Genomic DNA, 13,710 nt, shown 5'->3' with positions numbered 1-13,710 from the left:
TTTTTGTGTTATTGACGATGCTATAATCATCTCAGGCGAAAAATCATTCTTTAAAATAAATAAATATACATAAAATCTTACAATTTTGTAATGATCAGTTCTGGCGCTTCAGATTTTTAAGGAGGAAATACACTTAATGAAACGTTTGCTTACAACAATGACAATGACAGCTTTGGTAGTTTCAGGTTTTGCTACAACGAGTGCTTCGAAAGTTGAGGCCGCAACGACATATAAAGTAAAAGTCATGGCAGACGGACTACGCGTCCGGACAGGTCCATCAACGGCTTATAAAATCGTCGGTAGCGTCAATACAGGACAGACATTCAATTATCTCGGTGTTTCTGGTTCATGGACAAAAATTTCATACGACGGCGCATCACGCTACGTTTCTTCTACATATGTTAAAAAGTACAGTACGACGACTTCAACAAAAGCAACGACTGGTTTTTCGCGTCCAGCAAGCGGTCCGATCACACAAGGATACGGTGCGGCAAGCGGTGTTTATGGTTACACGTTCCACAATGGTATTGATATCGGTGCTCCGACGGGTACACCCATCTATGCTTCAGCTGCTGGAAAGGTCATCACGTCTCGTTACTACGGTGCATACGGTAATCATGTCATGATGACGCATACGGTTAACGGCATCCAGTACACGACAGTTTACGCACATATGAACAGCCGTGCTGTTTCTGTTGGACAAACGATTGCTAAAGGAACAAAAATCGGGACAGTCGGCGCGACAGGAAATGCCTTTGGTGCTCACTTGCATTTTGAAATGCACCGCGGCTCTTACGTCTACAGTGGAACGTCTGCAGCAAACAGCGTTAATCCACTCAATTACTTCAACTGAATCAGATTCGCCGGACTTCTCATCTTGAGAAGTCCGGTTTTTTGTTTCAGATGAAATCTTCTGACAGGAGTGGTACGGTATATTCATGGCTCTCATGCATATAGGAGGCGAATCATATGAAACGAACCATTCCCTTGATTCTATCGGCATCTTTCGGCGTGACTCTGCTTGCCGGTTGCCAAGATCAACCGACACCTGAAGAACGTCTTGATGCCTATATTAAACTTTGGGAGAAACAAGACTACGATAAAATGTATACGTACGCGAGTACAGCTACTAAAAAAGAATACGGTAAAAAAGAATTCATCGAGCGAACGAAACAATTGTCGAAATCACTTGATATTCAAAAGTTATCCGTCGAACGAAAGAAAGCGGAGGAAGCAACGGATGACGAAAAAGCGTCCCTTCCCGTGCAGATTTCCTTTGATACGGTTGCAGGAACCGTTGCCTACGATAAACAAGTTCCACTGACATTTGAGAAACAAGGTAAGACCGAAAACTGGTTCATTGACTGGGACTATTCGTTCGTTCTAAAGGATTTTAAAAAGGATGACAAAGTCCAGCTACAAACCGTTGAAGGCAAACGTGGTGATTTACTCGATTCGAATGAGAAACCGCTCGCAACCTCTGGAAAAGGATTTGCTGTCGGCGCGACAGCCGGACAATTAAAAGACGTCGAGAAAGTTGCCGAATTGCTCGACCGCCCGACCTCTTCAGTCGAAGATTCCTTAAAGGCAAGTTGGGTCAAAGATGGACAGTTCGTTCCGCTCAAAACGATGACCGACGAAGCAACGGTTGAAAAATTGCGTGACATTCCTGGAATCAGTGTCCAAGAAACGGAAGTCCGAACGTATCCACTTGGTAAAGCAGCCTCTCATTTGATTGGATATATCGGTTCAGCGACAGCAGACGAGATTAAACAATCAAAAAATCAAATCCAAGCTGGCGAGCAAGTCGGGAAACGTGGACTTGAACAAGTACTCGATGAGCGCTTACGTGGTAAAGCCGGTGCGACAATCACTTTACAGAAAAAAGACGGCTCAAACGTTACTGTTGCCGAAACGAAACCGACGGATGGCGAAGATATTGCGTTGACAATTGATGCCACTCTTCAAAAAAAGACTTATGAAACGATGCAGGATGATCCCGGAACAGCATCAGCGATTGATCCGCGGACCGGCGAGACCCGTGTCTTACTCAGCTCTCCTGGCTTTGATCCTTCTGAATTCATGTCAGGAATCTCACAAGCACGACTCGATGAACTGACGCAGGACCCGGACCAGCCATTATTGAACCGATTCACAAGTGCCTTCGCACCCGGTTCGACTCAAAAACCATTGACGGCTGCTGTCGGATTAAAGAGCGAAACGCTCGACCCGGAAAAAGCCTACACAATCAATGGGCTAAAAAATAAGATCGATGGTTTTAACGTCACCCGCATTCATGAGACACCGGCCCCGGTCAATCTGCATAATGCGCTCGTCTATTCCGACAACATCTATTTCGCCCGTTCGACACTCGAACAAGTCGGAACGAAAGCATTTACGTCTGGTCTTGAAGCGCTCGGATACGGTGAAAAGCTACCGTTCACGTATCCATTACGTGCCTCACAGATCTCAAACGACGGCACGATTTCTTCTGATGGACAGCTGATGGACACGTCTTACGGACAAGGTCAGATGTTGACGAATATTCTACACTTAGCATCGATGTATGAAATTTTCCTGACGGATGGAACAATCTATCGTCCGACACTCTTACAAGAGGAAAAAACGAAGCAAGTCTTTAAGAAGGATTTACTCGACGCAGACGACGCGAAGATGATCCGCGATGATTTGTATGATGTCGTTCATAACGGTTATACGCTTCCGGCTGATATCAAAGAAGTCGATGTTGCCGGTAAGACAGGTACGGCAGAATTGAAAAAGGCAGGCGAAACCGACGGCAAAGAGAATGGCTTCTTCGTTGGATACGACAACGACAAAAAAGATCTTCTCGTTGCCATCATGATCGAGTCAGTCGAAAAAGAAAATCGTGGCAGTCCGTACGTGTCGGGACTTGTCGCCGAAGTACTCAAACAAAATCGATGATCGGAGTGATCGCTTCTTGATGATCCGCACTAGCTGTACTTCAGACCTCCCTGCCCTGCTTACACTGACGGCTGAGACTTTCGCGCATCACAAGCGGTTGTCGCCTCACTTTCACCCAGATGTAACGACACCATACACGCTAGAGTCTTTAAGTCAGATGATAGAAGCAGAACAACACCTCTGTCTGACAGTGCTCGATGGAGAAACACTCATTGGTTACTTGTTTGGCAAGTGGACGGCACCGGCACCCGACCGGTTTACGCCTGTCCGAATCTTGAACATCACTGACGTCGGTGTCACCTTTTCCCATCGTTCATCAGGAATCGGTCGCCAGTTGATGCAGGTGGCAGAAGAACTCGCACTCGAGCAAAAGGTGGATGCTGTTCGCTTAAACGTTTGGACGGTCAACGACCGGGCCGCAACGTTTTATGAAGAACTCGGATTCGAACCGCTGTATACGAACTTGCAGAAGTCACTCGTTCAAAAGTGACATCTATACGAAAAAGAGCGGATGATCGTGTGATCATCTGCTCTTTTTCATTAATGTGACGGCGTTGCCGCAAGCCGTGCTGCCATCAACTGTTGAATCGTTTCTCGATTGTTTTGATGGAGTAAGTCAACGATCTTACTGCCGACGATGACACCCGCGACTGGTCGACTCAATTGTTTGACGTGTTCTGGTGTACTGATTCCGAACCCGGCAAGTACCGGTACCGGGCTATGGGCTGCGACATTTGCTAAATGTTCTTCAAGCGCCGTATCAAACGTCGTCTGGCCGCCAGTCGTCCCGTTAACCGTAACGGCATAAAGGAATCCTTCGCTTTTATCGGCAATCTTTTGAATCCGTTCCATTGGACTCGTCAAGGAGACGAGTTGAACGAGCGCGATATCCGACTTGTCCTCTCGTTCGAAGAACTGTTCACTCTGTTCAAGTGGTAAATCAGGAATGATCAATCCGTCAACCCCGACTTCGCGACATGTCGCTAAAAACGCTGTTAATCCATAACGGAAAATCGGGTTTAAGTACGTCATCAAGACGATTGGAACATCGACGGTCTGACGGGCAACGCGAACCGCCTCAAGAACATCCTTCAGTCCGACGTTCGCTCCTAGCGCCCGGAGTCCCGCTTCTTGAATGACTGGACCGTCAGCGACCGGATCCGAAAACGGAACGCCGACTTCAATCGCTGTCGCTCCGGATTCAGCGAGAAACGCTAAGATTTCCGGAAGGCGATCAATCCCTCCATCTCCCCCCATGACGTACGGGATGAAGGCTTTTTCGCCCTTACTTGTAACGTTACGAATCGCTGTTTCTAATCGCATCATGCTTCCCCCTTTAGTGCGTTTCTGACAGTGACGACGTCTTTATCGCCACGCCCTGATAAGCAGATAACGAGAATCTCTTCCTTGTCCATCTCTGCAGCGAGTTGTGTCGCATAGGCAATCGCGTGTGCTGATTCAAGTGCCGGGATGATTCCTTCCTTGCGGCTTAACAGCTGTAGTGCTTCGAGTGCTTGTTCGTCGGTCACCGCTTCATACTGAACACGACCGATATCTTTGAGCAAACTATGCTCGGGTCCGACGCCCGGATAGTCAAGTCCTGCTGAGATCGAGTGCGCTTCTTGTACTTGACCGTGTGCATCCTGTAAGAGATACATCATCGATCCGTGCAAGACACCAACCTCTCCTTTTGTCATCGTCGCTGCGTGTTGATCCGTCTCAACACCACTTCCCGCTGCTTCAATGCCGTACAATTTTACGTCCATATCATCGATGAACGGATGGAACATGCCGATCGCATTACTGCCGCCGCCAACACAAGCGACGATCGCTTCCGGCAGACGCCCTTCTTTTTCGATGATTTGGCGTCGTGTCTCTTTTCCGATGACCGCTTGGAAATCACGGACGAGTTGCGGGAATGGGTGTGGTCCGAGAACAGAACCCATCAAGTAGTGCGTATCGTCAACGTGTTTGACCCAGTAACGGAGTGCTTCATTGACGGCATCTTTGAGTGTTCGACTCCCTTGTGTGACCGGGATGACAGTTGCTCCAAGTAACTCCATCCGAAAGACGTTCAACTCTTGACGACGGACGTCCTCTTCTCCCATGAAGATGACACATTCGAGGTCGAGCAAGGCACAAACCGTTGCTGTGGCGACACCGTGTTGCCCTGCCCCTGTCTCAGCAACGATTTTTCGTTTCCCCATCCGTTCAGCCAGTAACGCTTGACCGATCGTATTGTTGATTTTATGGGCACCGGTATGGTTCAAGTCTTCTCGTTTCAAGTAGATCTTTGCGCCACCGATCGTTTGCGTCAAATGTTCAGCAAAATAAAGTGGTGTCTCACGTCCGACGTATTCTTTTAGCAATTCGTCCATCCGCGCTTGAAATGTTGGATCTCCTTTTACTATTGCATAAGCTTCTTCGAGTTCAATCACCGCGTGCATCAATGTTTCCGGGATGTAGCGTCCTCCGTATTTACCATATTGCCCTAATGTATCCGGTTGTGCGTAACTCATGCTTCTCTCTCCTTTACGGCATCTGCGAATGCCTGCATTTTTATGGAATCTTTCTGTCCATCCGTTTCGATGCCACTTGAGACATCGACGGCGAACGGGTGATATCGTTTGATTGCTTCTCCTACATTTTCAGCTGTCAAGCCACCGGCAATGAACAGTGGACGTTCAGCTTGAATGTCTCGTGACCAGTCGAATGTCTCGCCACTTCCAGCAACTGGTGCGTCAACGAGCACATACTCCGTCTGTTGCTCTACTTCCGTGATGTCCGTCACGGGAATCGCTTGAATGACGGGAACCGGTAGCTTGCCGTCCGGGATGGTCCCATGAATTTGGACGAGATCCAGTTCGACCTGTTCGACCGCATCAATCACCTGTTGATAGGTCGGGGAGACGAAGACACCGACGACCTGGATTGCACTCGGAATGTCGCGTCTAAGACGTGCTGCCTCTTCGAGCGTGATCTGTCGTTTACTTTTAGCAAAGACAAAGCCGATGTAGTCCGCTAAGCGAACTGCTGCTTCGACATGTTCGCTTTCTCGGAGACCACAGAACTTAATCCGTGTCATACGCGAACGCCACTCACTTCTCGAATGAAGACTTGCGGATCGTCTGCCCGCATCAATGTCTCGCCGACGAGGATCCCGTCTGCACCGGCAGCATGTAATCGCTGTGCTTCCTCGACCGTCTTGATGCCACTCTCACTAATGTAACGGACGTCCGGTTGTTGCTGTTCTAGTAATCCGATCGATGTTTGTAAATCGACTTCGAACTTCTTCAAGTTCCGGTTATTGATGCCGATGATTTGTGCACCGATCGCCTCTGCCCGGCGTAATTCCTCTTCGTCATGGACTTCGACTAAGACCTCAAGTCCTTCTGCGTAAGCATACGTATACAAGTCAGCAAGCGTCTCCTGCTCGAGGGCCGCAACGATCAAGAGAATCAACCGTGCGCCATGTGATTTTGCCCGGTCAATCTGAATCCGGTCAATCATGAAATCCTTACAGAGGACAGGGATGTTGACTGCTGCAGCGACTGCCGCTAAATCGGTCATCGATCCTTTAAAATATGTCTCATCCGTCAAGACAGAGATGACAGTCGCCCCACTCGCTTCATATTGTTTTGCCTGAGCGACGACGTCGACATCGAGTGCGATTGCACCTTTTGATGGCGATGCTCGTTTGATTTCCGCGATGACGGATAAATCTGTTCCCGATAGTCGTTGCTTGATCGACGGCTTCAATGCTTCATGACTGATCCGTTCGACGCCAGTTAATTTTAATTGCAGGACTTCCGTCCGTTTTGTTTCGATGATGCGATCTAAGATATTCATCCGATTGCTTCCTCTCGTGTCATTTGTCGTAATTGGTTCAATCGTTCCATCGCTCGTCCTGAGTCGATGCTCTCTGTTGCTAAGGCGATTCCTTCTTCGATCGTCTTAGCCCGATTTGCTGCAAAGAGAGCAATCCCGGCATTGAGTAGGACGGTGTCGCGATAAGCGCCATGCTCACCACTCAGGACTTGCAGTAAAATCGCCGCATTCTCTTGTGCACTTCCACCACGGATCGCTTCAAGCGGTGCGGTCTTTAGTCCGACTTCTTCCGGATGAAGACTGAAGCGGATCAGTTCGCCTTCGTCGAGTAAGACGAGTTGGTTCGTTCCGGCAAGGGACGCTTCATCCATTCCGTTCGCACCGTGTAAGACGATCGCCCGCTTTCGTCCGAGTCGGTGCAGTGTCAACGCCATCGTCTCGAGCATATCCTCCCGGTAAATTCCTAATAGTTGTGTCTTGAGCGGGACCGGATTCGTCAACGGACCAATCAAGTTAAAGATCGTCGGAATCCGTAAATCACGTCGGACCTTCATGATTTGCTTGACGCGCGGATGCATCCGTTGTGCAAACAAGAAGGCGATTCCGTTCGTCTCGAGTTGCTCTACTAAGTGTTCCGGTGTTGCATCGAGTGACACTCCGAGCGCTTCAAGTACATCAGCGCTCCCCGTCTTACTTGAGACACTCCGGTTCCCGTGCTTCGCGACTTTCATGCCGGCACCGGCTAGAACGAAAGCGGCTGTCGTACTGATGTTGAACGATTGCGAGCCATCGCCTCCTGTACCGCAATTATCCATGAAATCACCGGTGACTGGAATGTCGAGCGCGACTTCGCGCATGATCGAAGCGAGACCGGCTAGTTCTTCTGCTGTCTCTCCTTTTGCTTTCAGAGCAACGAGAAAGGCGGCAATTTCGCTATCGGTCACGTCTTCGGCAAACAGTTCGCGTGCTGCCTGTTGCATCTCTTCATATCGTAAATGTTTCGCTTCTGCTAATTTCAATAACGTCTCTTTCATCGTTCGTCACTCCTTCGTCAATTCAATGAATCGTTTAATCATCTGCTGCCCTTGAGGCGTTCCGACGGATTCCGGATGAAACTGGATGCCGAATGTCGGATGTGTCTTGTGCTCGAGCGCCATGATCGTCCGGTCCTCCGTTTCTGCCGTGATGACGAGTTCCGTCGGTAAGTCGTTTCGCGCAACGATCAGCGAATGATAGCGCATGACCTCTAACATTTCTGTCATTTCGTCGAAGAGTTGTCCCGATTGTCGAATCATTGATGTCTTCCCGTGCATGATGACCGGCGCTTCAACGATGCGTCCTCCGAATGCTTCGCCGATTGCCTGATGTCCGAGGCAGACACCGAGAATCGGTACTTGCCCCGATAATTGACAAATCAGATCGATGCAGATGCCAGCGTCAGCCGGGCGACCGGGACCGGGTGAGAGGATGATACCGTCCGGTTTCATCTCGCGGAGCTCTTCGATGCTAACCGCATCGTTTCGAATGACGTGGACGGCCGTATAAACCGATGCGTATTGATATAGGTTATAGGTAAAGGAATCATAGTTATCAATCAGGACGATCATTTCCAAACCTCCAGTAGTGATTTCGCTTTGTGTAACGTCTCCTGGTACTCAAGTCGTGGAATCGAGTCGTAGACGATACCAGCCCCTGCTTGAACAGAAGCGACACCATCCTTGATGACCATCGTCCGGATAGCGAGAGCAAAATCCATATTCCCCCGAATGTCGAAATAGCCAACAGCTCCAGCGTATACTTCTCGTTTGACCTGTTCGTACTGGTCAATCAACTGCATCGCTCGAATTTTCGGAGCTCCTGTGACCGTCCCAGCCGGTAGACAAGAGACAAGTGCGTCTGCTCCAGTCTTCCCGTCTGCTAACGTCCCTTCAACGACGGAGACGAGGTGCATGACGTTCTTGAATCGTTCGATTTGCATGAAGCTTGTCACTTCGACGGTACCAATCTGACAAATCCGTCCTAAGTCGTTGCGTCCAAGATCGACGAGCATCCGGTGCTCGGCCCGTTCCTTTTCATCGTGAAGCAACTCTTCTGCTAGCCGTTCATCTTCCTCTGTCGTCTTCCCCCGGCGACGTGTGCCGGCAATCGGATTCGTCGTCACTCGATTCCCTTTGACTTGGACCAAACTTTCCGGGGAGGCCCCAAGTACGATTGCTTCGCCTAAGTCGATATAAAAGAGATAGGGACTCGGATTATCCTTACGGAGTTTTCGGTAAAATTGGAACGGGTCACCCGTAAACGTCGCATCGAGTCGTTGCGAAAGAACCAGTTGGAAGACGTCGCCTTGCCGAATATGTCTCTTCGCTTGTTCGACGAGTCCTTCAAACGTCTCTTGATCCATCAACGGTTCATAAACGACATCCCGGAGTGGACGCTCGATGTCTGTTCGCTCTCGCGATTGTTCGAGTTGCGCTTTCCGATCTACTAGACGTTGACGTAATTCATCACGATCGGTGATGCCACCAAGTGACGTTTGAATTAAATGAACACGATGTTCGAGATGATCAAACAGGATGATTTGGTCGTAGACGGCGAGTAGCGCGTCCGGTAGTTGGCGCGTTCGTTCCGGAATCGCTCCGAGTGTCTCATACGCCCGCATCATATCGTAACCGACATATCCGATCCCGCCTGCTAAAAACGGAAGATCTTCTTCTACGCCCTCCCGGAGAATCAACTGTTGCATCAGTCGTACTGGATCACCTGTTTCTTGTGTCAATCGACCTGTCTTCAACTGTTCCCGTGTCACGGTTCGTCCTTCTGCGCGGATCATTTCCACCGGATCGACACCGATGATCGAATACCGTCCATGATCCGTATGGGCGGAGCTTTCAAGTAAACATTTCTGTGTTCCACTCAGTTGTTGGAAAATCATGATCGGCGTCATCTCGTCGCCGTTTAGTTCAAGTTGTTCAATGATAAGTGTGTCTGTCTGAACCATCTCTGTTCGCCTCCTGGAATAAAAAAAGTCCTCCACACAGCATATGCTGCATGGAGGACGATGATCTCGCGGTGCCACCTCTCGATTGGAACGGTTCGATCGTTCCCACTCTGTCTGATGCGTCTAAATAAGAGACATCATAGCCTACGATAACGGGGGCATCCGTCGTGACCTACTTCTTCGTTCAGCCACGCTCTCATGAGACCATTCACGAAACCTCGCCGTACGGAAGTCGCACCATTCTTCCGCTCTCTGAAACGCCGATGTTGCCTCGCTACTTAACTCACTCTACGATTTATTCGATTCAATTGTATACGAAAAGGGTCTTCTCGCCCATTCATGTAGAACATGAAGGACGGGAAGACCCGCGGTACCACCTTCGTTGACGATGCTGACATCGTCCCCTTTGAAACGAACCGGACCATTGTCCTGATTCGTCGACCCCAATAACGGGAGGAACCCGTCAGAGCCTACTACCCACTTAAAGGATTCGGTCTGAAGCTCGGAAGGCCATTCGCTTGTTACCCGATACTGATTCACACCACCCATCAGCTCTCTTAAATCGTTTCACAAGTTACTTCTCTTCGTCTTTGCTATCGTGTGTTGAATTGTTTCTTATATTACGATGCTTCTACTTCCCTGTCAACTGGAAAATCTCAGTATAAGGAAAGTTGGTTTGGATCGATGGATTCGAGCGCTTGTTTGACAGTTTGTAGGAACTGTCCGGCTACGAGTCCGTCGAGCACCCGGTGATCGATCGACATACAGAGGTTGACCATGTCGCGTGCTGCGAACATGCCGTTCACCCAAACTGGACGTTTGACGATTGATTCAACGGATAGAATCGCTGCTTGCGGGAAGTTAAGGATCGGTGCTGATTGGATTGAACCGAATGAGCCCGTATTGTTGACCGTAAACGTCCCGCCCTGCATCTCTGCAGACGACAACGTGCCGGCTTGTGCCCGTTTCCCGAAGTCATCAATCGCGCGTGCGATCCCCTTGATGCTTAGTTCATCTGCATTCTTGACGACTGGTACGAACAGAGCGTCCTGCGTTGCAACAGCAAGTGATAGATTGATCGCTTTCTTTTGAATGATCTTATCTCCCGCCCATGTCGAGTTCATGATTGGATGTTTCTTCAATCCTTCGACCGTCGCCTTCATGAAGAATGGTAAGAACGTCAATTTGACCCCTTCTTGTTTGAAGAACGCATCTTTATGACGATTACGTGCTTCGACCAAGTTCGTGACATCGACTTCGATCATCAACCAGGCATGTGGCGCTTCGTGTTTCGCGCGTACCATGTTCGAAGCGATTGCTTGACGCACACCGGCAGTCGGAATCTCGATGTCGCCCGTTTCAGTCGCTTGTGGTGCGCTGACCGGACGTTTTGGTGCGGATGGTGCTTCTGTTGGAGGCGCTACCGGAGCCGTTTTCGCTTCCGGTTTTGGTTCAGTTGTTTGTGGTGTAGGAATAGCACCGGACTCAATCAGTTTCAACAAATCTTTCCGAGTAATCCGCCCGCCGGCTCCTGTACCCGTCACTTGTTCGAGATCGATGCCATGCTCACCCGATAGTTTCAAGACTGCTGGTGAATAGCGCTTTTTCATCGAAGTATCAGCCGTCGTTGTCTCTTCGACAGCCGGTACTTCTTGTTCAGTCGCAGCGACTTCCGTTGATCCCCCGTTGACTTGCATCGTGACGATTGCGTCACCGACTTGCAACGTATCGCCTTCTTCTGCAAGAAGTTTTTCGATCACACCATCAAACGAAGATGGGACTTCTGCCGTTACTTTATCAGTAATGACTTCTGCAATCGGATCATATTTTTTGACAGTGTCACCTGGTTTGACCAGCCACATCGAAATCGTTCCTTCAGTAACGCTTTCCCCGAGTTGTGGCATCGTAAGTGTTTCAGTCTTCATCGGTCAGTTCCCCCTTAGTATGCGTGTAACGTCCGGATTTTATCTTCAATTTTCTCACTTGAGATGTTGAAGAACTTCTCCATCGTCGGAGCGTATGGCATCGCTGGTACGTCTGGACCACAGAGTCGTTCTATTGGTGCATCAAGATCGAACAAGGCTTCTTCTGCAATGATCGCCGATACTTCACTCATGACGCTACCTTCTTTATTATCTTCCGTGACGAGCAAGACTTTCCCCGTCTTTTTCGCTGCTTCGACGACTGCTTCGCGGTCGATTGGATAAACAGTCCGCAAGTCAAGGATGTGAACATCGATTCCGTCTTTTTCAAGGCGTGTTGCTGCCTCAAGTGCCATATGAACACATAGCCCATAAGTGATGATCGTCACGTCTTCGCCCACACGCTTGACGTCTGCTTTACCGATTTCGACCGTATAGTCGCCTTCAGGAACATCCCCTTTTAACAGACGATAGCCTCGTTTATGCTCAAAGAACAAGACCGGATCATTCGAACGAATCGCTGCCTTTAGCAATCCTTTTGCGTCATATGGATTCGATGGGATGACGATTTTCAGACCAGGCGTCGAGTTGAACATCGCTTCGACCGACTGAGAATGATAGAGCGCCCCGTGAATACCGCCGCCGAACGGTGCGCGGATGACGATCGGACACGTCCAGTCATTGTTCGAACGGTACCGAATCTTCGCTGCTTCACTGACGATTTGGTTGACCGCTGGCATGATGAAGTCAGCGAATTGCATTTCAGCAATCGGACGCATGCCGTACATCGCAGCTCCAATTCCGACACCGGCAATCGCACTTTCAGCGAGCGGTGCATCGATGACACGTTCTTCTCCGAATTGTTCAAGCAACCCTTGTGTCGCCCGGAAAACACCACCACGGACACCGACATCTTCGCCGAGGATGAAGACGGACTCGTCGCGCTCCATCTCTTCTTTGATTGCACTATTGATCGCTTCGATTAAACTTAACGTCGTCATTTCGTTTCCTCCTCGTCGTACACGTAACGTAATGCATTTTCTGGCGCATCGTAAGCCGCTGCTTCAGCATACGCCGTTGCTTCATCGACTTCTTTCTCCATCGCTTGTTCGATTTCAGTCGCTGTTTCTTCCGTCAAGACACCCATTTCAATCAGACGCGCACGGAAGAGTTTGATTCCGTCACGTGCTTTTAAGGCATCGAGTTCTTCAGCAGAACGGTATGATTTATCGTCATCATCGGATGAGTGTGGCACGAGACGTTCGACTTCAACTTCGATTAAGGTTGGACCTTCTCCCCGTAATCCACGTTCGCGTGCTTCTTTGACGACTTTGAAGACAGCAAGTGGATCAATACCGTCCACTGTATATCCTGGCATACCATAGCCAATCGCCCGGTCAGCAACGTGTTTAGCTGACAGCTGTTTCGAAAGTGGTGTCGAAATCGCGTATTTATTGTTTTCACAGAACAAGATGACAGGAAGCTTATGAATTCCGGCAAAGTTTGCTCCTTCATGGAAATCACCTTGGTTTGAAGAACCTTCACCGAACGAGACGTAAGCAACGAGTGGCTCCTTACGCATCTTCGCAGCCAGTGCAATTCCAACAGCATGTGGTACTTGCGTCGTAACCGGACTTGAACCTGTCACGATGTTCAAGGCACGTGAACCGTAGTGTCCTGGCATTTGGCGACCACCTGAGTTCGGATCTTCTGCTTTGGCGAATGCCGATAGCATGATATCGCGTGACGTTTGACCGAAGTGCAAGACGACACCTAAATCACGGTAATACGGCAAAATGTAATCTGTTCCTTTTTCGAGTGCGAACGCTGCACCGACTTGAGCCGCTTCTTGTCCTTGACACGAGACGAGGAAGGGAATTTTACCTGCTCGGTTCAACTTCCACATCCGTTCATCGATTTTCCGCGCACGGACCATCGTTTCGAACATGTGAATCGCGTCTTGTTCCGTTAATCCGAGTTCTACCAATTCTTTGAATTCTATCTTTTCCATCCGTAATT

General features: G+C 49.3%; 13 protein-coding genes and 2 other annotated features. Of the genes, 3 read left to right on the top strand and 10 right to left on the bottom strand.

The features are described 5' to 3' along the window. Nucleotides 1–136 precede the first annotated feature (136 nt). The 3 genes from ASG02_RS01825 to ASG02_RS01815 all read left to right on the top strand — a co-directional run bounded on the left by ASG02_RS01825 (nt 137) and on the right by ASG02_RS01815 (nt 3,433). A complete protein-coding gene (locus ASG02_RS01825; protein ID WP_056060266.1) occupies nt 137–853 on the top strand; it encodes a peptidoglycan DD-metalloendopeptidase family protein in 717 nt (238 codons plus the stop codon). A gap of 116 nt (nt 854–969) precedes the next feature. Beyond that, nucleotides 970–2,943 (top strand): penicillin-binding transpeptidase domain-containing protein, encoded by a 1,974-nt coding sequence (locus ASG02_RS01820; protein WP_056060264.1) that lies wholly within the window; start codon nt 970–972, stop codon nt 2,941–2,943. 19 nt (nt 2,944–2,962) lie between these two features. After that, nucleotides 2,963–3,433 carry a GNAT family N-acetyltransferase gene (locus ASG02_RS01815; RefSeq protein WP_081780390.1) on the top strand — a complete coding sequence of 157 codons (471 nt, stop codon included), beginning with the start codon at nt 2,963–2,965 and terminating at the stop codon, nt 3,431–3,433. Between the two features lie 50 nt (nt 3,434–3,483). On the opposite strand, the gene trpA is transcribed toward ASG02_RS01815, so the two are convergent. The 10 genes from trpA to ASG02_RS01760 all read right to left on the bottom strand — a co-directional run bounded on the left by trpA (nt 3,484) and on the right by ASG02_RS01760 (nt 13,702). Continuing rightward, complete coding sequence (gene trpA, locus ASG02_RS01810) at nt 3,484–4,266, bottom strand: tryptophan synthase subunit alpha (RefSeq protein WP_056060261.1); 783 nt, start codon at nt 4,264–4,266, stop codon at nt 3,484–3,486. Continuing rightward, nucleotides 4,266–5,462, bottom strand: coding sequence for a tryptophan synthase subunit beta (gene trpB / locus ASG02_RS01805; RefSeq protein WP_056060258.1), 1,197 nt, complete (start codon nt 5,460–5,462; stop codon nt 4,266–4,268). Before trpB ends, trpA begins: the two co-directional genes overlap by 1 nt. Then, nucleotides 5,459–6,028 (bottom strand): phosphoribosylanthranilate isomerase, encoded by a 570-nt coding sequence (locus ASG02_RS15650; protein ID WP_056060254.1) that lies wholly within the window; start codon nt 6,026–6,028, stop codon nt 5,459–5,461. The genes trpB and ASG02_RS15650 overlap by 4 nt, the downstream gene beginning before the upstream one ends. Continuing rightward, nucleotides 6,025–6,792, bottom strand: a complete 768-nt coding sequence (trpC, locus tag ASG02_RS15645) for an indole-3-glycerol phosphate synthase TrpC (protein ID WP_056060252.1) — start codon at nt 6,790–6,792, stop codon at nt 6,025–6,027. The genes ASG02_RS15650 and trpC overlap by 4 nt, the downstream gene beginning before the upstream one ends. Continuing rightward, complete coding sequence (gene trpD / locus ASG02_RS01790; protein WP_056060248.1) at nt 6,789–7,805, bottom strand: anthranilate phosphoribosyltransferase; 1,017 nt, start codon at nt 7,803–7,805, stop codon at nt 6,789–6,791. Before trpD ends, trpC begins: the two co-directional genes overlap by 4 nt. A gap of 6 nt (nt 7,806–7,811) precedes the next feature. Beyond that, complete coding sequence (locus ASG02_RS01785) at nt 7,812–8,378, bottom strand: aminodeoxychorismate/anthranilate synthase component II (RefSeq protein ID WP_056060244.1); 567 nt, start codon at nt 8,376–8,378, stop codon at nt 7,812–7,814. Beyond that, complete coding sequence (trpE, locus tag ASG02_RS01780; RefSeq protein ID WP_056060241.1) at nt 8,375–9,769, bottom strand: anthranilate synthase component I; 1,395 nt, start codon at nt 9,767–9,769, stop codon at nt 8,375–8,377. Before trpE ends, ASG02_RS01785 begins: the two co-directional genes overlap by 4 nt. A gap of 50 nt (nt 9,770–9,819) precedes the next feature. After that, nucleotides 9,820–10,069, bottom strand: a binding site (T-box leader). A gap of 48 nt (nt 10,070–10,117) precedes the next feature. Beyond that, nucleotides 10,118–10,369: a binding site (T-box leader), on the bottom strand. A 56-nt stretch (nt 10,370–10,425) separates the two neighbouring features. Continuing rightward, nucleotides 10,426–11,694, bottom strand: a complete 1,269-nt coding sequence (locus tag ASG02_RS01770) for a dihydrolipoamide acetyltransferase family protein (RefSeq protein ID WP_035409065.1) — start codon at nt 11,692–11,694, stop codon at nt 10,426–10,428. A 14-nt stretch (nt 11,695–11,708) separates the two neighbouring features. Further along, nucleotides 11,709–12,692 carry an alpha-ketoacid dehydrogenase subunit beta gene (locus tag ASG02_RS01765; protein ID WP_056060238.1) on the bottom strand — a complete coding sequence of 328 codons (984 nt, stop codon included), beginning with the start codon at nt 12,690–12,692 and terminating at the stop codon, nt 11,709–11,711. After that, nucleotides 12,689–13,702: a thiamine pyrophosphate-dependent dehydrogenase E1 component subunit alpha gene (locus tag ASG02_RS01760; protein WP_056060235.1), complete on the bottom strand. Its 1,014-nt coding sequence runs from the start codon at nt 13,700–13,702 to the stop codon at nt 12,689–12,691. Before ASG02_RS01760 ends, ASG02_RS01765 begins: the two co-directional genes overlap by 4 nt. Between the last annotated feature and the right edge of the window lie 8 nt (nt 13,703–13,710).

This window comes from Exiguobacterium sp. Leaf196, from assembly GCF_001423965.1.
In the GTDB taxonomy this organism is placed as follows: domain Bacteria; phylum Bacillota; class Bacilli; order Exiguobacteriales; family Exiguobacteriaceae; genus Exiguobacterium_A.
This window is presented reverse-complemented; position numbering and strand designations above follow the sequence as displayed.